This is a genomic window from Paenibacillus sp. FW104-T2, from assembly GCF_058789975.1.
This window is the reverse complement of record NZ_JBYTCE010000006.1, coordinates 190,995-213,611: the sequence shown is the minus strand read 5'-3', so window position 1 is coordinate 213,611 and position 22,617 is coordinate 190,995. Positions and strand designations below refer to the sequence as shown.

The following is a 22,617-nucleotide window of genomic DNA, read 5'->3' as shown; positions in this document are numbered from 1 at the left end:
TTTCTAATATAGAACCAAGCTCTGGAATATCCCGGTGTGTCTCGGCACATGAGGGGTTCCAGAGCTTTTTCACGTAGGAACGGAAGAAAAATGAGAACTGGATCAAAAACTCATCCAATCGAGGGCACTATATCAGAGCTATATCCTTATCTTCATGTCAAATGTTCTATGGACGCGAATGCTTCAATTGTGCGGTTTCCTTTATCATAAATTAGCTTTGTTATGGAACATTCGGGAATAAGACGGTTTTGTATGGATTTAAAATCAGGATGCCAGACGTCAAGCTCCCGCTCGTTGAACGTCTGAACTAGGAAATCAGTAATAAGTCCGCCATGTGTGACCACGATGATGTTACGGTTTGCGGGCTCTTCATTGTGCAATTCGGCCAGTAGGGAGCCCAGACGCTGACCCGCTTTTTTGGTCGAATCGCCCACAGGCGGGATGTAATCCGGATCAGACGTGCATTGATCCCACATCGCGATAAATTGCTCAAAGGTCTGATGAGGGCAATCCCCCCAATTGGCACGCTCTCGTAAGCGGGAATCTTCGGCTACAGGACAACGAGTGTACAAGGCAATCCTTTCGGCAGTTTCTTTTGCTCTTCGAAGGGGCTGGTAACGATTTTGGTGATGGGGAAAGCAGCCTGGGCCAAATGCCTTGCTGTTGACTCCGCTTGTAGGGTCCCTTCAGGAGTAAGGGAGACATCACCGATGCGCCTTTCTTTTAAACCGTGTCTCACGAGATGGAAGATGGTACTCATCATACTCGACCTCCTTATAGCATGGAAAATAGGTACGGAACGAATTAGATGTTTAGCTAATTATATAATCACCTAATAAAAATAAGCAATCTATTTGTAGCAATGGAGTTTAAAACCACTTAGCAGAATTGCTACAATGGAGAAAAGTGAGGATCGCTGCATCAATGGAGGTATGGACATGAGCACGAAACGTTTTACGGGAAGCCTGTTTCAGGAGGAACTGCTAACGGAGGATTACGGGCCGCGCTTCTACGCGTACTATTATAAGCAATGGGACAATTACAGTATGGCCTACCATCATCATGATTCGACTGAAATCATGTATATCATTTCGGGGATGTGCAGGGTGGATGTGCAGATGCCGGGTGGGGATTCGGAGCAGGCTGTGTTGAAAAAGGGGCAGTTCATTCTGCTGGATGCAGGTGTTCCGCACCGTTTGCTTGTCGAGGATGGTGTTCCTTGCCGAATGTTAAATGTGGAGTTTGGCTTTGCCGGCTCGGCGCCTGGACAACCCTCTATTCGGCAGCTCGCTCAGGAAGAGGAGGAAGTCGGTACCTTCTTAACGTACGCTTCCCCTTACATGGTACTGCCTGATCCGGAAGAGGTATATCACATTATGAAAAGCCTCGTACTGGAGCTGGATCAACGCGGTCTTATGAATCACAGCGGGTCTGCGATCCCGATGCGAATCATTCCTTCTGATGAACGATTACACCATCGCGAAGCCAGGAATCTCAAGTCACCGGAACAGGGTACGCTGGTGCGTACACTGTTTATCCAGCTGCTGGTCCGGGTTGCGCGGCTGCGTGGGGAGATGAGCCGGAGTGCACCGGATCAGTCGGAGCTATATGTTAAACGAACCATTGAGTTCATGCATCATAATATGGATTGCAGCATTCAGATGAAGGATATCGCGGCAGCGGTCAATCTGCATCCCGGCTATCTGCATCGCATCTTTCGTCAGCACACCCGGCGGACCCCAACGGATTATCTTACCATGCTTCGAATGGAGAAGGCCAAGATGCTGCTGCAGCAGACCAATATTCCGATCTCGGAAATTTCGGAGTATGTGGGCGTGGGCAGTCGTCAGTACTTCCACATGTTATTCAAAAAATATACAAGCCGGACTCCGGTTGAATATCGATCCATGATGGAGAGACATGTCAGCCAGTATCCACCAGAGGAATGAGAGGAGTATGCTATTTTTAGCCAAGTGAAATGTATTTCATTTGATAATAGAAGTTAGGATTTTTGACAACCTAATCTGGAACAGGTCATGATTTTGATAACGCTTCCTCATTTTCCGTTGATACAATGATCTCATGAAGTGAGGTCATTAACCGAAACGAATCATTTCGGATTACGGGAGGACATGCGAATGTCGTTTAAAGTGGCATTTATCGGGGCAGGAAGTATCGGTTTTACAAGGGGTTTGCTGCGGGATTTGTTGACGGTACCGGAGTTTAACAACATAGAGATTGCGTTCTGCGATATTAATCAGCACAATCTGGACATGGTGACAGAGCTATGCCAGCGGGATATTCGCGAGAATGGACTAAATATTCAGATTCAGCCTACCACGGATCGAAAAGAGGCGCTTAAGGACGCGAAGTATGTACTGTGTACAATTCGTGTTGGAGGGCTGGAGGCTTTCGCAACCGATGTGGACATTCCACTCAAATATGGGGTGGATCAATGTGTCGGCGATACGTTGTGTGCTGGAGGCATTATGTATGGGCAGCGCGGAATTGCCGAAATGCTGGACATCTGCAAAGATATTCGTGAGCAGAGTGCACCGGACGTGCTGCTCCTGAATTACTCCAATCCGATGGCCATGCTAACGTGGGCTTGCAATAAATATGGCGGCGTACGTACCATCGGATTGTGTCACGGTGTGCAGCATGGACACCATCAGATTGCGGAAGCATTCGGATTGAAGATGAATGAAGTGGATATTGTGTGCGCAGGTATCAACCATCAGACCTGGTACATCAAGGCTTCTCACGAAGGCAAAGACCTTACAGGTGATTTGCTTGAAGCTTTTGAGAAACATCCGGAGTACAGCCGTACCGAGAAAGTCCGGATCGATATGCTGCGCCGCTTCGGCTACTACAGCACGGAATCGAACGGACACCTGAGCGAATATGTGCCATGGTACCGCAAACGTCCAGAAGAGATTCAGGACTGGATTGATCTGGGCAACTGGATTAATGGAGAGACGGGCGGGTATTTACGCGTGTGTACAGAGGGCAGAAATTGGTTCGAGACTGATTTTCCCAATTGGATGAAGGATGAACCGATGCAATTTGTTCCGGAAAAACGTGGCGGAGAACATGGTTCGTACATTATAGAAAGTCTGGAAACGGGACGTGTATATCGCGGACACTTTAATACAGTGAATAACGGCGTGATCTCCAACCTGCCGAATGATGCAATTATTGAAGCACCAGGATATGTGGATCGAAACGGGATCTCGATGCCGCATGTCGGTGATCTGCCACTGGGTCCGGCTGCGGTATGTAATGTAAGCATTTCGGTCCAAAGGCTTGCGGTTGAAGCAGCTGTACACGGAGACGACAAGCTGCTTCGTCAAGCATTCATGATGGATCCGCTTGTTGGTGCCGTATGTAATCCAAAAGAAATTTGGCAAATGGTTGACGAAATGCTGGTTGCTCAGGCGCAGTGGCTGCCGCAATATGGTGAAGCCATTGCAGCCGCAGAAGCCAGACTTGCTGCCGGTAATCTTATTCCTACGAAGCAATATGAAGGGGCAGCACGTCTCAAGGTAAAAACGATTGAAGAGATGCAGCAGGATCGTGATGCAGCGAACAAAAATGCGGGTGAGTCCGATAAGGGGAAAGACCGCGAGAAAGTGCAGCAATAATCGTAAGATTCATCTGATCAGAAGATAAGGTGAACGTTAACCATGACAAGGCCCACTCCAATGTGTTGGAGGGGCCTTGTTTTTTTATTTTTTCTCCACGAGATGAACGGCAAAAGCAAATGAAGTATCCCCCAAGGAAACATTCGAATCTGTGGGAGAGGACCAGCGGGCAAACGCTCCATAATAGTGAATGCCGGTTTCCTGTGCCAGCTGGAATGATCCCGCTGTCAATGAGACGCTATGAGCTTTTCCATCCACATATTCGACTAGATTAAATTCATCCGGGGCAACGTCAGTCCCCATATCAATGGATGCATCCTCTCCCACAAGTAGAGTAACAGGTGTTATTCCTTCCAGCAGCTCCAAGATTCCTGCGTAGTCGACACACAAGCCCTCCCAGCAATAACTCCCCTGTACGGTCGGGATGGGGCTGCCGCTCACAGATTGGATGATGGGTTTAAGAAGTTCCGTTGGCAAGTTATTGTGCTGGCTCGTTCCTGAAGGAGGATTTTCCACGTTGTTCATGTTGTAGTGGTTGGTATTGCATCTGGACAATAGGAACACAGATCCAAGCAGCATAAGGGTAGTCCAAACTCTCACTGAATGTATGAAGTTAATCTCAAACACCTCCCCAATATATTCCAGACGAAAAGCAGGGGAGGAATGTTGCTCAGAAGAATGAGTGTTTACATCACAACACATATTACCTTTACACACATAGTAATATGTCTTATAGTATACAAAGGAAAGAAGAAAGTCGGTGAGTGGGGCAGATGGATGAGCAAGTCATTAACAGTGATTTAATTCGGGGTAACATTGATCCCATTATTCTAAGTGTACTTATACCGGAGGATAACTATGGATACAGCATTATCAAGGAGATCTATCGGAAGAGTGGAGAGCGGTTTGAACTCAAGGAACCTACGCTGTATTCCAGTCTGAAACGTCTAGAAAAGGGTGGTTATGTTGAATCCTATTGGGGGGGAGAGACACAGGGAGGACGGCGTAAATATTATCGGATTACCCTGGATGGACGTGAAGTTTATAAGCAGCAGGTCCAAGCTTGGCAAGCAGCCAAATCGCTTATCGACTGCATGATTATTTCCGCTCAAGAAGGAGATGAAGGAATATGACAATGGAAGCTCGTATTACGCGCCATGTGAATCGTCTTTTTGAACAAGCACAGGACACCCAGGCCAATCGCGAATTAAAAGAAGAGATTCAGAGTAATCTTACGGCTAGAATTGAAGATTATGTGGAACAGGGAATGAATGAGGACCAGGCGTTTCAGAACGCAATTCAACATGTAGCCGGCTTAGATGATATCTTTACCGGTAACCACCGGGTGCAGCGGGTTCCTTATTGGACGGCTGTTTTACAGTCGGCTTTGATCTACAGTCTGATCGCCTGGATTATTACGATTCCAATGAGAGTACTTGTGGAAGGGAATGTATTAAACAACTTGCTCATGATCCTCAGCCTATTTGTTGGTGGAACGTATGTATTTTACATGTTGAAGAACAAAAACAATCATCAAAACAGGGAAGACACCACGGTTATTCGCACGCCACTCTTATTGCAGTGGGCAAGAGGATTGTGGTGGATATGGGCTGGCTTCATCTTGGTGTTATGGGGCACACAGGCTGCAGTACGCTTTGGCAGTAACCTATGGTATAGCAGACCGATTCATGTAGAAGGACCGTACCAGTTTGCCGTAATTGCAATTGCATTCGCCATTCCCTTATTAAGTATTATTATTCCTCTAGTCGTGCACAGAGCATATCGGATCGTTAGCAAGTATGAGGTGGGTGATGTGGTATGACGATAAAGAATAAATGGATTATATCTCTCGTTGCAATTGGTATCATTGGCTTCATTATTGTAGAAGGTGTGGTTAATCCGAAATTGGAAGCCGAACAAGCGGGGTACGAAGCGGAGCAGCAGCATCCAATGACTCATGACTTTGCCGCATTGAAGAAATTTCACAGTCCATACATGGGGGATTTCTCCAATCTCAGTCATTTGAATCAGGCATTGCCTTTACATGATCAATTGAACGGGTACCAACTGTACCCGGAAACATTCACGGCTCAAGTCAACTATAGCCTGAATACGAGTGAGATGGACACGGAAGATCTTGAGCAAATACTCGTATATAATGCGACTGCCAATTTTGTGCTAATTGATAATCTGGAGCAGGTTGTATATCAGTTCGAGGATACCAGCCTTGCATTAAGCCGTGAAGCAGCTCAACAATGGGCAGGCGCGGAATTAAATACACTTCAGGACCCTGTCCAATGGGATTCCGTGGTACGTTCGAAGCTGGAGAAACCAGCAAACGTCCAAGAGGCATTTTCACAAATTGTTGACAATTGAGCTGCATGAAATCGTAGGAAATAGGCAAGACACTCGACTCTTCTCCCATGCTATGTTATTATAAGGCTCTGATAACGTGGTAACGAACTAAAGCGTTTGGGTTTTGGTTACAGACATGGAGGGGTTCTAGAGATGAGAAAAAAAGCGATATTCCTATTATTCATCAGCATATGCATGATCGTTGTAGCAGGTTGTTCCAGCTCGGGAAGCAAGGAAGACAACTCCATTATTGTGGGGATTGATGACAAGTTCGCTCCAATGGGATTCCGGGATGAACAAAATGAAATTGTCGGCTTCGATATTGATTATGCCAGAGCTGCAGCGGAGAAAATGGGTAAAGAAGTTACCTTTCAGCCGATCGACTGGTCTTCCAAAGAATCAGAGTTGAACAGCGGTCGTATTGACATGATTTGGAACGGGTACACGATTACGGACGAGCGCAAGGAGAAAGTGCTGTTCACGAAGCCGTATTTGGAAAACAGTCAGGTTGCGATTACACTGGCCGATTCCCCAATTACGAAGCTGGATGAGCTGGATGGCAAAAATGTGGGATTGCAGGCTCTGTCTTCAGCAGCAGATGCACTCGCAGCCAGTCCCCTGAAGGACAAAGTGAAGGCTTCCGAATTCAAGGATAACGTTCTTGCACTGACGGATCTGAAGACGAAACGTCTGGATGCCGTTATCATTGATGAAGTGGTGGCAAGATACTACATGTCGAAGGAAGAGGGTACGTTCAAATTGCTGGATGAATCCCTTGCACCGGAGCAATATGGTATTGGTATCAAAAAAGGCAACGAGGAACTGCTCAATCAGCTGCAAAAAGCACTGGATGAACTGAATGCAGACGGAACGGCTGCCGAGATCTCAACCAAGTGGTTGGGTGAAGACAAGGTGTTGAAATAGACAGGTTAGCGCCTGACATACGATCAGAAACCAATATGACCCCGTATTCCTCTTGGAGCATCGACTCCATTGGAGTGCGGGGTTAACAGATTAGAGGAGACAAAAAATCATGAGTTGGGATTATATATCTACTATTTTGAAGCCTATGCTTGAGGGAGCCCAGACAACGATCTTTATGTTCTTGCTCGCCATCGTGCTGTCCATACCGCTTGGATTCGTGGTCACCCTGGCGATGAGAAGCCAAATTAAACCACTGGCATGGATTGCACATACGTACGTCTATGTCATGCGGGGAACACCACTGCTTCTGCAGGTATTATTCTTCTGCTTCGGTCTTCCGCTGCTTCCTGTCATTGGCGATTACCTGGTGTTTGATCGTTTTGTTGCTGCGGCAATTGCATTTATTCTGAACTATGCGGCGTACTTTGCCGAAATTTTCAGAGGCGGGTTGCTCTCCATCGACAAAGGGCAGCATGAAGCTGCACAGGTTCTCGGTTTAACCAAGTGGCAGACGATGACCAAAGTCATCATTCCACAGATGATTCGGGTGGTACTGCCTGCAACGGCGAATGAGTCCATTACGCTGATTAAGGATACGGCTCTGCTCTATGCGGTTGCGGTTCCTGAATTGCTGTATTACGCCCAAGCCGCGGTCAACCGGGATCTGCAGCTCATCCCATTTTTCGTTGCAGCGATCATGTATCTGCTGATGACATTGGTGCTCACACTGCTGTTTAAAGCGCTGGAGAAGCGGTTTTCATTTGAATAAATTAAATCTGATTAATTAAAGGACTGTCTGCATATGACACATATTATAGAAGTGAATCAGTTAAGAAAATCATTCGGCACACTTGATGTACTGAAGCAGGTAACCTTCAATGTGACACCGGGTGAAGTCATTGCCGTGATTGGCCCTTCGGGCTCGGGCAAGAGTACGATGCTGCGCAGCCTGATTCATCTGGAGGATATCTCTGGTGGAACGATTCGTATTCAGGATCAGACACTGGTTGATAACGGCCGTTATGCGGGGACTGCCGAGATCCGCAAAATCACGGATCGGATGGGGATGGTATTTCAGCACTTTAATCTGTTCCCGCATCTGACTGTACAAGCCAATCTGGAACTGGCACCGAAGACGTTGAAAAAGGAAGGTAATGCAATTATCCGCCAGCGAAGCCTGGAACTGCTCGGTAAAGTAGGACTGTCCGATAAGGCGGACGCCTACCCGGCCAATCTGTCCGGTGGACAGAAACAGCGCGTAGCGATTGCTCGTGCATTGATGATGCAGCCGGACATTCTGCTGTTTGATGAGCCGACGTCAGCACTCGATCCCGAGTTGACTGGAGAAGTGCTGCGAGTCATTAAAGACCTCGCACAGGAGAATATGACGATGATGATCGTTACCCATGAGATGAGCTTCGCTCGCGATGTTGCGGACCGGGTTTTCTTCATGGACAATGGCGAAATTGCTGAAGAAGGCCCGCCGGAGCAAATCTTCGGCAACCCCAAGCTGAATCGCACCCGCACCTTTCTTCAGCGGGTGGAAATAGATTCTTAAATCGAATTAAAAGTGGTGCTCCAGTAAACATGGAGCACCACTTTTTTTAAGTTCATTTTATGAAATGTACCCGTCGAACAACCACTCCCGCCAGGGGGAGAGGGTATAACAAGATTGCATAATTACAAATTTATTAATATATATATTTATTTTCCATAACGACATGAATCCCCTTACTTCGACAAGGAAATGCATTTATTATGAGGTGGAGTATAGTGTTCGAATCCGGAGTTGCTATACAGCTTATCATTATGAGGGGAGGTTAATATATCCATTCATAAAGTAACAAAAGTATGTTCCACTTAAAAATGGATTGCAAAGAGAGAGAAATTATTTTTCATCATAAATATGAAAGCGCTTTACTTATTGAGTATGCAGAGAAACATATTGTTAACTCGCAATATAAGCAGCCTACTATGAAGGGAGATCAATCCAATCATGCAACGTGTATACAAGTTATGGAACAAGCTTAGCACGATGATGCTCGTATTTGTGCTATTGGCTGTCAGCATGGGCAGTGGAAATGCACTGGGGGCAGCAAGTTCATCAACAACCTCGAATACAACCCGGGTGTCTGTACATGACCCTTCCATTTATTATGATTCGTCCACAAACAAATACTACATTTACGGATCTCATCTGGCTCAAGCCAGCAGCACGGATCTCCGAAACTGGTCTTACGAGGGAACGCAGGGGTATGCCAACAATACCTTGTATGCACCCTCAACCTTCGAAGGGTATTATTACATCAAAAATAAAAACAGCAACCTCTACCTGGATGTTACCGATGGCTCATCTGCCGATGGGACAGGCATTCGGCAGTGGTCCTATAATGGTTCCGACGCACAGAAGTTCAGAATTATGCATTACGGCAACGGGGATTACTATCTCCTTACAGCCAACTCGGCCTATAAAAGTGCCATCGACGTGAATAGCGGTTCGGCTGCCGATGGAGCTCTCATTGAGCAGTGGACCTATTGGGGCGGTACGATGCAGTTGTTCCGGATTCAGCAAAATGCGGATGGTTCCGTTGCTTTCTTAACCAAGGCATCCGGATATGCTAGTGCACTGGATGTGGCGGGCGGCAGCACGACTGTTGGAGCCAATATACAGCAGTGGAATTACTGGGGTGGAGAGATGCAGAAATGGGAGCTGGTCAAGGCAGGCGGCACCGGTAATGCCTCCCGCAGCTCGGGAGCTGCCTTGACATCCGCCTTGGCTGTTTCTTATGCATGGGCTGGATATAATGACCAAGACAGCTCTGGTGGTCATGCGGTATGGGCGCCGGCATCGCCAATTTACAATGCTTCATACACATGGGCGGACGGTTCCAAGGGAGCCTACATGCTGTATTACTCCACTTCTTCCACCTATATCCGCTCAGCTATCGGATTCGGTGTATCCAAATCCGTGAAGGGGCCGTACGAATACATCGATACGATTATCTATTCTGGATTCACAAATGGGAGCAATCCAATTACGACCACGTCCTCACTTGGAACCAAAACCGTAAACACATGGTATCAGCATACCAACATTCCTGAGCTGATCGACAAAGGCAGTCTGTCCGGCACGCGGAGCGGCTGGTTCTTGAGCAATGGCGGCTTTAACAACACCCTGTTTCCGAATGCCATCGACCCTACCTTGACATACGACAGTTCCGGAAAGTTGTGGATGAGCTACGGGTCATGGTCAGGAGGAATTTATATTTTGCAAATTAATCCGGATACCGGACAGCCCATCTAACCGGGATCGGATAACGGCAATACCGACCGTTATTTTGGCAAGCGCATAGCCGGAGGTTACGGTAAAACAGGAGAAGCTCCCTATATCGTTTATGACAAGGATGCAGGATATTACTACCTCTATGTAACCTACGGTGGACTGGCTAATGAAGGTGGTTACCATATCCGCTTGTATCGTTCTAACACAATTGACGGAACGTATACCGACGCTGCGGGCAATCAGGCCGTATATGCCTCTGCTTCAGTCGATCAGTCGACTCGTGGCATAAAGCTGTTTGGTAACTATGCCTTCTCAGGCATACCGCTCGGTTACAAATCAGGCGGGCATAACTCCGCTTTTCTAGATACGGATGGTGCAAGGTATCTGATCTACCACACCCGGTTTAATAATGGAACCGAGTATCATGAGGTTCGTGCACATCAGCAATTCCTGAACGCTGACAAATGGCCGGTGACGGCCGTATACGAATTTTTGGGAAGCAGTATCTCGTCCACAGGTTATAGCGCAAGCGATATGACGGGAACGTATCAGTTCGTCAACATGGGATTGGATGCTTCCATCAGCGGTGTGGGCATGCTGCCTACCCAAAGCGTGACGCTGAATTCCAATGGTACGATCACCGGTGCAGTAACCGGTACGTGGTCCAATACCGCTGGTACGTATTACTGCACGATGGTGATTAACGGGGTGACTTACAAGGGCATATTCTTCAAACAGAAAAATGAGTCGACCAGTCATAATGAAGTCATGACCTTCTCGTTGATCGGTTCCAACAATCAATCGATCTGGGGGTCCAAATAGGATCACCACCCCATTAGACGATATAACATCGGACACATTTAAGATTCATTAAAGGTTTGTCCTCTACCATGGTTCCTATAAGCCTCAGGTGCTTAACAGAAACCAAGAAGGAGGATGTATCATTTGAATAACTTACTACAAAAATTTGCAGTAACGGCACTGTCTGTGACAATGGTAACGTCATCATTTGGCCTGATCGTTAGCCCTAACGCTGCGTATGCGGCAGAGGATACGGCGGCTACAACGACCAGCACAGACGTTACGCAAGCATACGAATCATTATTCCAGACAGATAATGTCATTGATATCAACGTTACGATTGATGATGCGGATTGGGAGAGCATGCTTGAAAGTCCGCTCGATAAGGATTATAAGAAGGTCAGTGTGGAAGTGGATGGCAACAAGCTGGATAATGTCGGTTTTTCTACCAAAGGCAATCTGACACTGAAGTCCGTGGCATCCATGGAAGATTCGGACCGCTACAGCTTCAGACTGAAGTTTGATAAATACGATAAAACGCAAACCCTGCTTGGCCTCGATAAAATGGTATTGAACAACAACTACGCGGATCCATCGTACATGCGTGAAGTTCTTCACTATGAAGCGCTGCGCAGTATTGGTATGGATGTACCGATGACGAACTACGTCAACCTGTATGTTAACGGCGAATTGGTTGGTTTCTATACGGGTGTTGAAGCGGTGGATGACAGCTACCTGGAGCGGAACTACGGTGAAGATTACGAAGACGGTGTTCTCTATGATACTGACGAGAGAAGTTATCTTCAATATGAAGAGGGCAGCGAATATAGCACACTCACTGAAGATTTGGGTACGGACGAGAATAAAACCAAACTCAAAAACTTTATCAAAACGCTGAATGACATGCCTGAAGGAGAAAAAGGCGATATCGAGAGCGTACTCGACGTTGATTCCGCACTTCAGTATATCGCGGGGAACATGGTCTTCGGCAACTATGACAGCTATAACGGCGACAAAGGGCATAACTACATGCTCTACAGCGATGCCGATGGCAAGTTCACGGTTGTACCGTGGGACTTCAACATGTCCTTCAATGGGTATTCGGGTGGAGGCGGACGTGGAACAACGACAACCGGATCAACTACGACCAACACCAATGCAACGAACGTATCCGTGGACGAGCCTGTACTTGGCATAAGCATGGAAAATGTACCGATGATTAACAACCTGCTTGCCGTGCCGGAGTATAAGGAAAAATACTTGAGCTACGTCAACGAGCTGACGGATTACCTGGAAGGTATCCAGGGCCGTATTACAGAACTTGCTGATGTCATCCGTCCTTATGTAGAAGCAGATCCAACCAAATTCTACACAACCGAACAGTTCGAATCCAATATCGCTTACTCTGCTAACTCAGATGCAGCAGGCAGTATGGGTGGAACACCACCGGAAGGATTCGAAGGCATGACTCCGCCAGAGGGCATGGAGGGAATGACACCTCCGGAAGGTTTTGAAGGAATGACACCTCCAGATGGAACGACATCACCTTCGCAGCCGGATGGCACCAGCGGAACAGAACCAACAGATGCAGCAGGGGGGACAGGAAATACACAGACACGTCCCGGCGGTAACTTCGGCGGTGGCAGAGGCATGGGCTCCATGGCAGCAGGATCGCTGACGACGTTTGCCCTGAACCGACTTGCGAACTTGCAAGAGCAGCTCGGACGCGAAGTGACACCGCTGCCTGAGACTACGGAAGATGCAGGCTCGGAAACTTCTTCTGAAACGGGAACAACAGACCCAACCATTTCCGTTACTTTGGATGGCCAAGCGATTTCGTTCCCGGATCAGGATCCGCTGGAGCAGAGTGGCCGGGTAATGGTACCTGTTAATGCCATTCTTGAAGCGCTGGGTGCAGAAGTGACTTGGGACAAAACGGCGAAGACGGTAACTGCTGTTCTGAACGACCAGACACTTGTACTCCGGATTGGAAGCAGCACGGCAACGGTTAATGGGGAGACGCTTGATATCGATGCACCAGCCATTGTCCTAAACAACCGTACACTGGTGCCTGTACGCTTTATCTCTGAAGGATTGGGACTAACTGTCGATTGGGACCAAACGGCAGCACAAGTAAGTCTTACATCCCAATAATCTAGAATGGAAAAAGGGACTCGATGCGCACATCGGGTCTCTTTTTTGTTCCTTTTTTCCATGTGTTATGTTCAGTAATCCCTATATTAAAACCGTCCTTGTATTCTTCTAGTGAGTATGAATATATGAATCCAGACATATTAATTTGATCTATTCATGACATCAGAATTTCCAACCGGAAGGACATTCGCACATGATTACGGAAAACACGGAAATGTTTTGGTTTTTTCATTGAATAATTGTGATAAATATCACTGAAAACTTATAAATAATGTGAATGTACCTACCGATAACTCTATATGTGATTATCGAAATCGATTCGAAATTCGCTTCGGTATCACCTAATTACAAAGGGAAATGGGTGGCTCAACACATGCGAAGCATGAGCATAGGTACCAAAATCAGTTTGATCGTTATCAGCATATTTATCGTATTCTCCTCAGCCGTGGCGGTAAGTGTAATTCTGGAAATGAGACAGGGAATTACGTCATTTGCAACGGAAAAGGCGAAGCGGGATTTGGAGATGGCGGATCGAATTATTACATACAAACATCCCGGCGACTGGGCCATCAAGGCTGGTGAGCTTTACAAAGGTGAAACCGCAATGGAGGGCAACTTCGAACTTGTGGATGAAATTGGGGAGGCATCGGGAGATACCGTTACCATTTTTCGCGGGGAAGAGCGCGTGGCCACCAATGTGATGATGGATGGAGAGCGTGCTGTCGGGACGAAAGTATCGGAACAGGTCGCCCAGGCTGTGTTGCAGCAGGGAGAGAAATTCTACGGTGAGGCCGTTGTCGTTGGACAGAAGGTACAGACGGCATATCAACCGATCAAGGATGCAACCGGGGAAATCATCGGGATTCTCTATGTAGGGGCATCTCAATCGCTGATTGATGTCATTATTTCTTCATTTTTGAAGACATTTCTGATCGTATTTTTGCTCGCGATGGGGGTAGCAATTACAGCCATTATTCTGTATGTCCGCAGAGTGAAATTAAGGATCGAACGGGTGTCTATGGCCATCAAGCGTGCAGGCACGGGCGACTTCACTGAGCCGGTCATCGATCACGTCCAGGACGAGATTGGCATGCTGGGTGCCGGATACAACGAGATGAGAAGCAGCCTGCAACTGATTATTCAGGGCGGTCTTCAAGCGGGGGAGAAAGCTAAGCATTCGACCGGAATACTCTTGACCATTGCGGAACGCACAGCACAAGAATCCGAACAGATTGCTTCGTCGGTAGAACAAGTCGCGAGAGGGGCAGAGAGCCAGACCATTAGTACCGAAGAGAACCTGCAGGCCATGGAAGAGGTGGCCATTGGAGTGCAGCGGATGGCAGACAAGGCCTCCAGCATCTCGGAATCTGCCCTGTACTCCCGGAAGCAAGCGGAAACCGGAGGGGAAGCAGTGCAGCTGACGGTTCAGCAAATGTCGACGATCGAATCATCCGTTACAACAACGGATGAAGTCATTCGTACGCTGGAAGAGAAGTCTGCCCAGATAAGCCAGATGGTTACCACCATTCATGAGATTGCGAATCAAACCAATCTTCTCGCTCTTAATGCATCCATTGAAGCTGCCAGAGCAGGGGAGCATGGCAGAGGCTTTGCCGTTGTATCTACCGAGGTTCGCAAATTGGCTGAACAGGCCGGGGACTCTTCGAGCCGCATTGAGGAACTGGTCAAAGCCATGGAGCAGGACATGCTGCTGTCACTAACAGCCATGTCTCGAGTGAAGGATGAGGTGCAGGAAGGGATGCGCTTGACCCGTGTAACGGAACAAAACTTCAGCCTGATCCGGGACACAAACTTAAGGATCGCAACGGAAATTGAGGACATGGCAGCGACGAGTGAGGAGATGTCCGCCGGCGTAGAACAGATCGTTGCTTCCGTGCACGAGATTGCACGCCATGCGCAGACGGCCAGTGCCAATTCGCAGCAGGCTGCCGCTTCGGTTCATGAACAGCTCAAGTCGGTGGAACAGATTAAGGCGTCCGCAGCGGTGCTGTCCGATGTTTCCTCGGAGCTTCAGGCATCGCTCAGCCCGTTTAAGATCTAATATCTGTTACAATGGTGGAAAAAGGAGGAATAAGTATGGCTCCCGATAAATCAAAACTTTTCCCCAACGAGAATATTCGCACCGTTTGTTATATTCAAAATTTGCCGCCTCGCCCCAATGTGGACATCGGTGACTATACCTACTATAGCGACAATAGTAATCCGCCTGAACATTTCTATGACCGAATTCTGCATCATTATGATTTTCTTGGGGATCGCCTGGTGATCGGCAAGTTTTGTGCGATTGCAGAAGGTGTGACCTTCATTATGAATGGTGCAAACCACCGGATGGAGGGCATGACGACCTATCCTTTCAATATTTTCGGTGGAGGATGGGAGAGAGTGACGCCCACTCTGGATCAGCTGCCATTTAAGGGCGATACCGTACTGGGTAACGACGTATGGCTTGGGCAAAATGTAACGATTATGCCAGGCGTCACGATCGGCGACGGAGCCATCGTTGCGTCCAATTCGACGGTAACACGGAACATCGAGCCGTATGTCATTGTGGGTGGCAACCCAGCCAATCCGATCAAAAAGCGCTTTGACGACGAAACGATTGAGCTGCTGCTGGAACTGAAATGGTGGGATCAGGATGAAGAGTGGCTGGATACCCATTTGGAACAATTGGTTTCCACATATGACCTGAAGACATTGAAGGAACTTTTAAATAGCAGATAGGATTGGTTTTCAAAAAAACAAGGCAACAGCTGGTTCCTGACGGAGCCGGCTGTTTTTATTTGGACACCATATGCCTACACCCTTTGGCCTAGCCGCAAAAAAATAATGTCTCGACATTGAGGAAAGAGATGGAATGTTTCATGTGATATATCTCATAGAATATCGTTAAGTAAGCGCTTCCAAATACCAATATGAATTCACGGAGGGGTTCAGGATGCGAGTCAAGAGTGCTGCAAAACCGCTCATCGCCCTGTTATTGTCGGCTGCTCTATTGGCCGGATGCCAAAGTGTTCAGCCACCGTCGGTAAGTGAACCGCAAGGAACGGTAGATCCACCAGCTGCAACGACCCAAAATGAACCGGCCCCACAAACCAATAAGGAGACTCCGCGCAACGAGACGCTGTATGTCAATGGATTGCAGTGGGGCCCCCCCACCAATTTCAATCTGCTCAGCGGCAATCCCGCCTTCCCTGTGAATTACGGAAACTCCAGGGAGCTCCTGTATGAGACCTTATTTATGGTGAACCAGCTGGATGGAGCACTTGAGCCGCTGCTCGGCAAGTCATACGAATGGACGGATGACACGACGCTGCGGATCGAGCTGAACGCGGATGCCAAGTGGAGTGACGGGAAGCCTTTTACCGCAGATGATGTGGTGTACACCTATGAACTGGGCAAGAAATACGACATTAACTGGAGCAGTTTCTGGACCTATATTCAGGAAGTGAAAGCTGATGGAACCCAGTCCGTGGAAATCAAGCTGAACCCTGATAATCCCAACAAACTGACCGTACTGGATAGCATTGAATTAATCCCGATGCTGCCGAAGCATATCTGGGAAGAGATCGAGAAGAAAAATAATAATGATCTGACAGCGATCCGCAAAGAAATCAACGATAACCCGGTGGGCACCGGAGCTTACAAGCTGCACTTCTACAATGATCAGAAAATTACCATTATTCGCGACGATAACTACTGGGGACAAAAGCTGTTCGGCAAGCTGCCAGCACCGAAGTATATCACCCATGTGATCTATAAGGATAATGCGGCAGGTGATCTGGCGTTCAAGAGTGGGCAAGTGGACGTCTCCCAACAGTTTATCCCGCAGGTGTGGAAAATGTGGGAAGGCGGCGCTCCGGTCAAAACCTATTTGAAAGATGCTCCTTACTATCTCCCTGGTTCCATGCCGAGCATATTCTTCAATCTCTCCAAAGCCGGACTGGATAACGCAGATGTCCGCCGGGCCATTGCCATGAGCATCAACTATGACAAGATCTCCGAACTGGCAATGAGCGGTTATTCTGCACCGATGCAGCCTTCGCTGACCTTGAACTCGGATGCCGAGTCCAAGTATATTGATCAGAATGCAATCAAGTCTCTGCAGTGGACCACCGATGTGGAAGGGGCCAATGCGCTGCTTGATTCGATTGGGGCTGCCAAAGGCAAAGATGGCATTCGTGTACTGAATGGTACCCGTCTCGGACCGTTTGAAATTGAGTGTCCATACGGCTGGTCTGACTGGAATGCGGCGCTGGAGATTGTTGCACAGAGCGCCAAAGCAATCGGTATTGAAATTCGAACCAAATTCCCGGAATCCCCGGTATGGACCAATGATCTGCAGACTGGCAAATTCGATATTATCATGAACACGCCTGCGGGCGGTGTGAGTCCGAGCCAGCCGTGGAACCGTGCCATGACCATCATGTATTCAAAAGGCGTCGCACCACTCGGGGAGATGGCATTCTGGAACTGGGGCCGTTACCAGAATGACCGTGCAGACGCAATCATTGAAGAGATTCCTTCCGTATCCGATGAGGCAAAACTGAAAGCACTGTACACAGAGCTTAATACGATCTGGCTGAAAGACATCCCGTCCATTCCTCTGATGTATAGACCGTGGGTTTTTGATACCGTAAATGAGTCCGTCTGGAAAGGCTTCCCTTCCGAAGGGGACGGTACCAATATTCCACCGCAGATTTCCATGGATGGCGCAGGTATCAAGGCACTTTACCAAATTCATAATTAGGAGATACAAGAGCGTTCTCACCTTAGTACAAATATGGCCTTATCCGTAAAATTCGGGGGGTGCTGGATCCAATGAATGCCTACGCCAGATATGTAGCGAAAAAAGTGTTCTGGTATGGCCTGACCCTGATCATTGCCGTCGGATTGAATTTTATTCTGCCAAGACTGATTGAAGGCAACCCGGTGAGCATGATCGCTTCCAAAATGACCGCAGGCATGACTGATTCGGACTCCATCAAGCGGGTGTATGAGACATTTACCGTTGAATTTGGTATCGATCAGCCCCTGTGGACCCAGTTTGGCATTTACCTGAAAAATCTCTTCACAGGCAATCTCGGCACGTCCTTCGGATTGTATCCGAAGCCTGTAACGGACATTCTGGCCTCCGCCGTCCCTTGGACGGTGGGGCTTCAGCTCCCAGCTATCCTGGTGGGCTGGTTGATCGGCAATTTGCTCGGTGCCATCGCGGCGTACCGGAAAGGTGTTTTTGATAAAGTGCTGTTTCCTGTAGCGCTGTTTATTAATTCCATTCCTTTTTTCACTCTGGCTATTATTATGCTGTATGTCTTTGCTTTAACACTGAAATGGTTTCCGCTGTCCGGTGGATACGACTTCCAGATGGTACCTCAGCTAAGCTTCGACTTTATCATGTCGGTCATACGCCACCATACCTTGCCGTTCCTGTCCATTGTGCTCGTAACCATTGGCGGTCAGGCGATAGGCATGCGGGAGATGTCGATCTACGAGCTGAATTCGGACTATGTGCTGTACAGCAAACTCCTTGGTATCCGGGACGGCCGCATTGCCCGCTATGTGTTCCGCAATGCCATGCTGCCGCAGATCACGGGACTGGCGCTCTCCATTGGCACCATGGTTGGTGGATCCCTGATCTGTGAAATTGTGTTCAGTTATCCGGGCATTGGCACCTGGCTGTTCACCGCCATACGTCAGCTCGATTATCCGCTCATTTCAGGATGTACACTGCTGATTGCCGTTGCCGTGCTGCTGGCCAATTTCACGATTGATGTAATCTATGGCTTCATTGATCCGCGCATCAAGGCTGCTCAAATGGAGGAACAATGACATGAAGCATTCGATCTCTATTTTGCTGAAGTCGCCCAAGTTTATGATCGGTGCGGTGACTTTTGTAGGCATGCTGCTGCTTGTTACCATCTATCCGCTCATCAATCGCAGTGATCCGCTGGAAATGATTGCGATGGCGTTCCAGCCTCCGGGGGATGGATTGCTGCTGGGATCAGACAACTTTGGGCGCGATATCTTTCTGGAATTGATGTATGGCATCCAGACATCCATACGGGTGGGGCTGATCGCGGGCGTTTTTGCAACAGTCATAGGTCTGATTATGGGCTTGGTATCCGGATATATCGGGGGCATGCTGGACAATTTCCTGACAGCAGTTACGAATATTTTCATCGTGATTCCTTCTTTTATCATTTTGATTCTCATCTCGGTCAGTATCGATTCCCGCAGTTCGCTCGTAACGGCCATTATTATTGGCATCACGAGCTGGCCCTGGACAGCCAGGGCGGTACGTGCACAGACAACATCCCTGCGGAGCCGGGATCATGTGCATATTGCGAAAATTTCAGGACATAGCACTCCGCGTATTATTATCCATGAGATTCTGCCGTATATTGCGTCTTATGTTGTCATGGCCTTTGTGCTCCAGACCGCCTCGGGCATTCTGTCCGAAGCCTCCATTTCGATGCTGGGGCTCGGTCCGTATAACACGATATCACTCGGCATTCTGATGAACTGGGCACTGGTATTTGAAGCTCCGGTAGCAGGAGCATGGTGGGCATTCATTCCTGCGGCAATGGCCATTGCCGTCATTACGTTCTCGCTCTATCTGATGAATACGGGCATGGACGAAATCTTTAATCCGAAAATAAGGAGCTAAGACCATGGACCAACCTATACTTCAGGTCAGCGGCCTCAAAACTTATTACCGTACCCGGCTTAAAGAGAATGTTTATGCGGTTGACGGGGTAGAGTTTGGATTGAAAGAAGGGCAGACGCTGGGCATTGCGGGGGAGTCCGGCTGCGGCAAGTCAACACTGGCACTCAGCCTGATGGGCTTTTATTTCCCGCCCCTGCATTATGGCAGTGGTTCGATCCGGATCAATGGCACGGACATTATGCAGCTGAACAAGGAGCAGCTGCGCTCCCGCATTCTCGGAAAGGAAATTGCCTATATTCCGCAGGCTGCGATGAATGCACTTAATCCAACGCTGCGCATTATCCGTTTCATCGAGGATATTATGAAAGAGCATCGTCCGGAGATGAAGCGTCAGGAAGTGCGGAGGATGGCAGCCGAGCGTTTCCAATCGCTGAATCTGTCCCCGGATGTGCTGGATATGTATCCAAATGAATTGTCCGGTGGCATGAAGCAGAGAACGGTCATTGCCATCTCAACCATTTTGAATCCAAAAGTGCTCATTGCGGATGAACCGACATCCGCTCTGGATGTGACTTCACAGAAGGCGGTCATCCGTCTACTGAAGGATTTGCTGAAACGCGAAGTGATCAAGTCCCTGGTGTTTATCACCCATGAGCTGCCGCTTCTGTATCACGTCACGGATGAGATTATGGTCATGTATGCCGGCGAAATTGTGGAACGGGGAACGGCGGACCAGATGATCTTCAATCCACTGCACCCCTATACCCGTAAACTGATGGGGTCCATCATTGTACCGGAAGAGGGGATGAAGGAACATAAGCTTGCAGCGATACCTGGCGCTCCGCCGAATCTGAAGCATGTGCCTGAAGGCTGTAGATTCGCTGAGCGCTGCACGCTGGTTACAGATGAATGTCGTCAGGGCAAGATTGAGAATATCCAAGTGCAAGAACGGATCTATCGCTGCCTGCTGACACCGGAGATCCTGGAGCAGATCAGGAAAGAGGAGCAGCTTGATTCATGACTCCCGGAAGGAGTGAACCCGCATGGCGATGGGAAAGGTGCTGATCAGCGGCCGTCATTTGACGAAGGTATACGGTACAGGCAACCGTAAAAAGGCGGCAGTAGACCATGTCAGCTTCGATTTTCACGAAGGCGAGATTATTTCGATTGTTGGAGAGAGCGGCAGTGGCAAGACCACACTTGCGAAGATGATTATGGGCCTGCTTAAGGAAACGAGTGGCGCCATCGAATATAACGGAAAACCGAGGCAGCTTGGACGATATCGTGAACGCAAAGCCTATTGGAAGGATATCCAGGCCATTTTCCAGGATCCGTTTTCCTCGTTCAATGTTTTTCACCGGGTAGAGAAGCTGCTCGTGGATTGCATTAAATTGCAAGGGTTGAAGCTCAGCCAGGATGAGGCGTACATCAAAATGAAGGAAGCTTGTTCCTTCGTGAATCTGAAGTTTGAGGAGTTGTACAACAAATATCCGTTTGAGCTGTCCGGTGGACAGATGCAGCGGTTAATGATTGCAAGAATTTTCATGCTGCACCCGAAAGTGCTGATCGCCGATGAGCCCACTTCCATGGTAGATGCCTGTTCGCGCTCCACCATTTTGGATATGCTGCTCAAGCTGCGTGATGAGAACCGGATGACCATTGTGTTTATCACCCATGACGTGGGTCTCGCTTATTATGTGAGCGACACGATCTGCATTATGGAAAACGGGCGGATGGTGGAGACAGGAAAAGCGGAGGAAGTCATTCACCAAGCGGAGCATCCCTATACAAGGCAGTTGATTAATGATGTCCCCAAGATACACTCCCCCTGGGTATTGGAGTAAACATAAATCAAGCCCTGGACCGTTTATAAGCGGAGCAGGGCTTTTTGTTGTCCAATATGAAAGGGTCTGTTAGCGAGTGGGTGATGATGAAGTGTGTTCAGACTCTGCTGAAGGGGCTGTTGAATGGGTGTGATCCTTTGCGTTATCCTGGTTGGTCTTCTTGTCGGAATAATAGTTAAGAATGTCATCAACCGTAGAAAATGTTGCATGTGCATTATAATTATTGTTGTTCGTTTGAATAAAAACCTTCTTTCCGATACTGTGGTGTGCTGCCTTAATTCAAAGCTTCTTTCATCATCAATCCTGCCGTGAATACAGGGACTTTCCCTGCCGGAAGCTGAATTTCCTTGCCGGTTCTTCGGCTTTTGCCCATACGTGCCTCACGCTCACGCACTTCGAATTTTCCAAACCCGACAAGCTGAACTTCTTGACCTTCCTTTAAAGCTTCCAAAATCGAATCAAGTACGACGGTGACAGCCTTTTCAGCGTTCTTTTTGGAGAATCCGCCAGACTTGGCTACTTCTGCAATCAATTGTTCCTTATCCATGTGTAATCCCTCACTTTGGTTTGATGGAGTATTCGGTTGGTCGAAAGATCTGATAGGACAGGAATCGAATAAAAATAAAAAGCTGCCTGTTAAGGCAGCTTGAATATATTAGATGACTGTAACGTTCTCAGCTTGTGGTCCACGGTTACCTTGGGTTACTTCGAATTGAACGCGTTGTCCTTCATCCAATGTTTTGAACCCGTCACTTTGGATAGCGCTGAAATGAACAAAAACGTCATTTCCTTCTTCAATTTCGATAAAACCGAAACCTTTGTCCGCGTTGAACCATTTCACTGTACCTGTTTGCATGTAATTCCTCCAGAAAATAAGTTTTTAAACGACCATTTTGATTAGGGTTAATAAGAAATTAACACTGA

General features: G+C 48.0%; 21 protein-coding genes and 1 pseudogene. 18 read left to right on the top strand and 4 right to left on the bottom strand.

Annotated features, from left to right (window positions below):
- Positions 1-152: 152 nt before the first annotated feature.
- A pseudogene (locus AC3WQ3_RS10375) lies at positions 153-760 on the bottom strand (histidine phosphatase family protein).
- 178 nt (positions 761-938) lie between these two features.
- Here AC3WQ3_RS10375 and AC3WQ3_RS10370 point away from each other — a divergent pair.
- Positions 939-1,949 (top strand): helix-turn-helix domain-containing protein, encoded by a 1,011-nt coding sequence (locus AC3WQ3_RS10370; RefSeq protein ID WP_492472202.1) that lies wholly within the window; start codon positions 939-941, stop codon positions 1,947-1,949.
- Positions 1,950-2,138: 189 nt separating this feature from the next.
- Positions 2,139-3,644: an alpha-glucosidase/alpha-galactosidase gene (locus AC3WQ3_RS10365; RefSeq protein WP_492472201.1), complete on the top strand. Its 1,506-nt coding sequence runs from the start codon at positions 2,139-2,141 to the stop codon at positions 3,642-3,644.
- Positions 3,645-3,728: 84 nt separating this feature from the next.
- Here AC3WQ3_RS10365 and AC3WQ3_RS10360 read toward each other — a convergent pair whose 3' ends face one another.
- On the bottom strand, positions 3,729-4,244 hold the full coding sequence (locus AC3WQ3_RS10360) for a hypothetical protein (RefSeq protein WP_492472200.1): 516 nt from the start codon (positions 4,242-4,244) through the stop codon (positions 3,729-3,731).
- A gap of 173 nt (positions 4,245-4,417) precedes the next feature.
- On the opposite strand from AC3WQ3_RS10360, the gene AC3WQ3_RS10355 reads away from it, so the two are divergent.
- The 16 genes from AC3WQ3_RS10355 to AC3WQ3_RS10280 all read left to right on the top strand — a co-directional run bounded on the left by AC3WQ3_RS10355 (position 4,418) and on the right by AC3WQ3_RS10280 (position 21,693).
- Positions 4,418-4,777 carry a PadR family transcriptional regulator gene (locus AC3WQ3_RS10355; protein WP_336781532.1) on the top strand — a complete coding sequence of 120 codons (360 nt, stop codon included), beginning with the start codon at positions 4,418-4,420 and terminating at the stop codon, positions 4,775-4,777.
- Positions 4,774-5,466 carry a permease prefix domain 1-containing protein gene (locus AC3WQ3_RS10350; RefSeq protein ID WP_492472199.1) on the top strand — a complete coding sequence of 231 codons (693 nt, stop codon included), beginning with the start codon at positions 4,774-4,776 and terminating at the stop codon, positions 5,464-5,466. The genes AC3WQ3_RS10355 and AC3WQ3_RS10350 overlap by 4 nt, the downstream gene beginning before the upstream one ends.
- Positions 5,463-6,020, top strand: coding sequence for a DUF4825 domain-containing protein (locus AC3WQ3_RS10345; protein WP_336781294.1), 558 nt, complete (start codon positions 5,463-5,465; stop codon positions 6,018-6,020). The genes AC3WQ3_RS10350 and AC3WQ3_RS10345 overlap by 4 nt, the downstream gene beginning before the upstream one ends.
- A 132-nt stretch (positions 6,021-6,152) precedes the next feature.
- The gene (locus AC3WQ3_RS10340) at positions 6,153-6,923 is read left to right on the top strand and encodes an amino acid ABC transporter substrate-binding protein (RefSeq protein ID WP_492472198.1); all 771 of its coding nucleotides are present in this window, start codon (positions 6,153-6,155) and stop codon (positions 6,921-6,923) included.
- A 109-nt stretch (positions 6,924-7,032) separates the two neighbouring features.
- Positions 7,033-7,692 (top strand): amino acid ABC transporter permease, encoded by a 660-nt coding sequence (locus AC3WQ3_RS10335; protein ID WP_095288749.1) that lies wholly within the window; start codon positions 7,033-7,035, stop codon positions 7,690-7,692.
- 33 nt (positions 7,693-7,725) lie between these two features.
- Positions 7,726-8,481 carry an amino acid ABC transporter ATP-binding protein gene (locus tag AC3WQ3_RS10330; RefSeq protein ID WP_492472197.1) on the top strand — a complete coding sequence of 252 codons (756 nt, stop codon included), beginning with the start codon at positions 7,726-7,728 and terminating at the stop codon, positions 8,479-8,481.
- 438 nt (positions 8,482-8,919) lie between these two features.
- Complete coding sequence (locus AC3WQ3_RS10325) at positions 8,920-10,227, top strand: RICIN domain-containing protein (protein ID WP_492472196.1); 1,308 nt, start codon at positions 8,920-8,922, stop codon at positions 10,225-10,227.
- Between the two features lie 168 nt (positions 10,228-10,395).
- Positions 10,396-11,028 carry a lipocalin-like domain-containing protein gene (locus AC3WQ3_RS10320; protein WP_492472195.1) on the top strand — a complete coding sequence of 211 codons (633 nt, stop codon included), beginning with the start codon at positions 10,396-10,398 and terminating at the stop codon, positions 11,026-11,028.
- Between the two features lie 123 nt (positions 11,029-11,151).
- Positions 11,152-13,161, top strand: coding sequence for a CotH kinase family protein (locus tag AC3WQ3_RS10315; RefSeq protein ID WP_492472194.1), 2,010 nt, complete (start codon positions 11,152-11,154; stop codon positions 13,159-13,161).
- Between the two features lie 382 nt (positions 13,162-13,543).
- Positions 13,544-15,223 carry a methyl-accepting chemotaxis protein gene (locus tag AC3WQ3_RS10310; RefSeq protein ID WP_492472193.1) on the top strand — a complete coding sequence of 560 codons (1,680 nt, stop codon included), beginning with the start codon at positions 13,544-13,546 and terminating at the stop codon, positions 15,221-15,223.
- Positions 15,224-15,258: 35 nt separating this feature from the next.
- Positions 15,259-15,903 (top strand): Vat family streptogramin A O-acetyltransferase, encoded by a 645-nt coding sequence (locus AC3WQ3_RS10305; protein WP_492472192.1) that lies wholly within the window; start codon positions 15,259-15,261, stop codon positions 15,901-15,903.
- A gap of 214 nt (positions 15,904-16,117) precedes the next feature.
- Entirely contained in the window at positions 16,118-17,929 is a 1,812-nt protein-coding gene (locus AC3WQ3_RS10300; protein ID WP_492472191.1) for an ABC transporter substrate-binding protein, read from the top strand.
- Positions 17,930-18,000: 71 nt separating this feature from the next.
- Positions 18,001-19,011: an ABC transporter permease gene (locus AC3WQ3_RS10295; protein WP_095288759.1), complete on the top strand. Its 1,011-nt coding sequence runs from the start codon at positions 18,001-18,003 to the stop codon at positions 19,009-19,011.
- A gap of 1 nt (position 19,012) precedes the next feature.
- The gene (locus AC3WQ3_RS10290; RefSeq protein ID WP_095288760.1) at positions 19,013-19,849 is read left to right on the top strand and encodes an ABC transporter permease; all 837 of its coding nucleotides are present in this window, start codon (positions 19,013-19,015) and stop codon (positions 19,847-19,849) included.
- Between the two features lie 4 nt (positions 19,850-19,853).
- Positions 19,854-20,870 carry an ABC transporter ATP-binding protein gene (locus tag AC3WQ3_RS10285; RefSeq protein ID WP_095288761.1) on the top strand — a complete coding sequence of 339 codons (1,017 nt, stop codon included), beginning with the start codon at positions 19,854-19,856 and terminating at the stop codon, positions 20,868-20,870.
- 22 nt (positions 20,871-20,892) lie between these two features.
- Positions 20,893-21,693 carry an ABC transporter ATP-binding protein gene (locus AC3WQ3_RS10280; RefSeq protein ID WP_492472190.1) on the top strand — a complete coding sequence of 267 codons (801 nt, stop codon included), beginning with the start codon at positions 20,893-20,895 and terminating at the stop codon, positions 21,691-21,693.
- Positions 21,694-21,967: 274 nt separating this feature from the next.
- Here the strand turns inward: AC3WQ3_RS10280 and AC3WQ3_RS10275 are convergent, their stop codons facing one another.
- Positions 21,968-22,240 carry an HU family DNA-binding protein gene (locus AC3WQ3_RS10275; protein WP_127538529.1) on the bottom strand — a complete coding sequence of 91 codons (273 nt, stop codon included), beginning with the start codon at positions 22,238-22,240 and terminating at the stop codon, positions 21,968-21,970.
- Between the two features lie 108 nt (positions 22,241-22,348).
- Positions 22,349-22,549 carry a cold-shock protein gene (locus tag AC3WQ3_RS10270; RefSeq protein ID WP_095288763.1) on the bottom strand — a complete coding sequence of 67 codons (201 nt, stop codon included), beginning with the start codon at positions 22,547-22,549 and terminating at the stop codon, positions 22,349-22,351.
- Positions 22,550-22,617: the final 68 nt, after the last annotated feature.

What these genes read in the sequence shown, in the direction of transcription:
- AC3WQ3_RS10370 (WP_492472202.1), top strand. Translation starts at nt 939, where the DNA reads ATGAGCACGAAACGTTTTACGGGAAGCCTGTTTCAGGAGGAACTGCTA.
- AC3WQ3_RS10365 (WP_492472201.1), top strand. Translation starts at nt 2,139, where the DNA reads ATGTCGTTTAAAGTGGCATTTATCGGGGCAGGAAGTATCGGTTTTACA.
- AC3WQ3_RS10355 (WP_336781532.1), top strand. Translation starts at nt 4,418, where the DNA reads ATGGATGAGCAAGTCATTAACAGTGATTTAATTCGGGGTAACATTGAT.
- AC3WQ3_RS10350 (WP_492472199.1), top strand. Translation starts at nt 4,774, where the DNA reads ATGACAATGGAAGCTCGTATTACGCGCCATGTGAATCGTCTTTTTGAA.
- AC3WQ3_RS10345 (WP_336781294.1), top strand. Translation starts at nt 5,463, where the DNA reads ATGACGATAAAGAATAAATGGATTATATCTCTCGTTGCAATTGGTATC.
- AC3WQ3_RS10340 (WP_492472198.1), top strand. Translation starts at nt 6,153, where the DNA reads ATGAGAAAAAAAGCGATATTCCTATTATTCATCAGCATATGCATGATC.
- AC3WQ3_RS10335 (WP_095288749.1), top strand. Translation starts at nt 7,033, where the DNA reads ATGAGTTGGGATTATATATCTACTATTTTGAAGCCTATGCTTGAGGGA.
- AC3WQ3_RS10330 (WP_492472197.1), top strand. Translation starts at nt 7,726, where the DNA reads ATGACACATATTATAGAAGTGAATCAGTTAAGAAAATCATTCGGCACA.
- AC3WQ3_RS10325 (WP_492472196.1), top strand. Translation starts at nt 8,920, where the DNA reads ATGCAACGTGTATACAAGTTATGGAACAAGCTTAGCACGATGATGCTC.
- AC3WQ3_RS10310 (WP_492472193.1), top strand. Translation starts at nt 13,544, where the DNA reads ATGAGCATAGGTACCAAAATCAGTTTGATCGTTATCAGCATATTTATC.
- AC3WQ3_RS10305 (WP_492472192.1), top strand. Translation starts at nt 15,259, where the DNA reads ATGGCTCCCGATAAATCAAAACTTTTCCCCAACGAGAATATTCGCACC.
- AC3WQ3_RS10300 (WP_492472191.1), top strand. Translation starts at nt 16,118, where the DNA reads ATGCGAGTCAAGAGTGCTGCAAAACCGCTCATCGCCCTGTTATTGTCG.
- AC3WQ3_RS10295 (WP_095288759.1), top strand. Translation starts at nt 18,001, where the DNA reads ATGAATGCCTACGCCAGATATGTAGCGAAAAAAGTGTTCTGGTATGGC.
- AC3WQ3_RS10290 (WP_095288760.1), top strand. Translation starts at nt 19,013, where the DNA reads ATGAAGCATTCGATCTCTATTTTGCTGAAGTCGCCCAAGTTTATGATC.
- AC3WQ3_RS10285 (WP_095288761.1), top strand. Translation starts at nt 19,854, where the DNA reads ATGGACCAACCTATACTTCAGGTCAGCGGCCTCAAAACTTATTACCGT.
- AC3WQ3_RS10280 (WP_492472190.1), top strand. Translation starts at nt 20,893, where the DNA reads ATGGCGATGGGAAAGGTGCTGATCAGCGGCCGTCATTTGACGAAGGTA.
- AC3WQ3_RS10275 (WP_127538529.1), bottom strand. Translation starts at nt 22,240, where the DNA reads ATGGATAAGGAACAATTGATTGCAGAAGTAGCCAAGTCTGGCGGATTC.
- AC3WQ3_RS10270 (WP_095288763.1), bottom strand. Translation starts at nt 22,549, where the DNA reads ATGCAAACAGGTACAGTGAAATGGTTCAACGCGGACAAAGGTTTCGGT.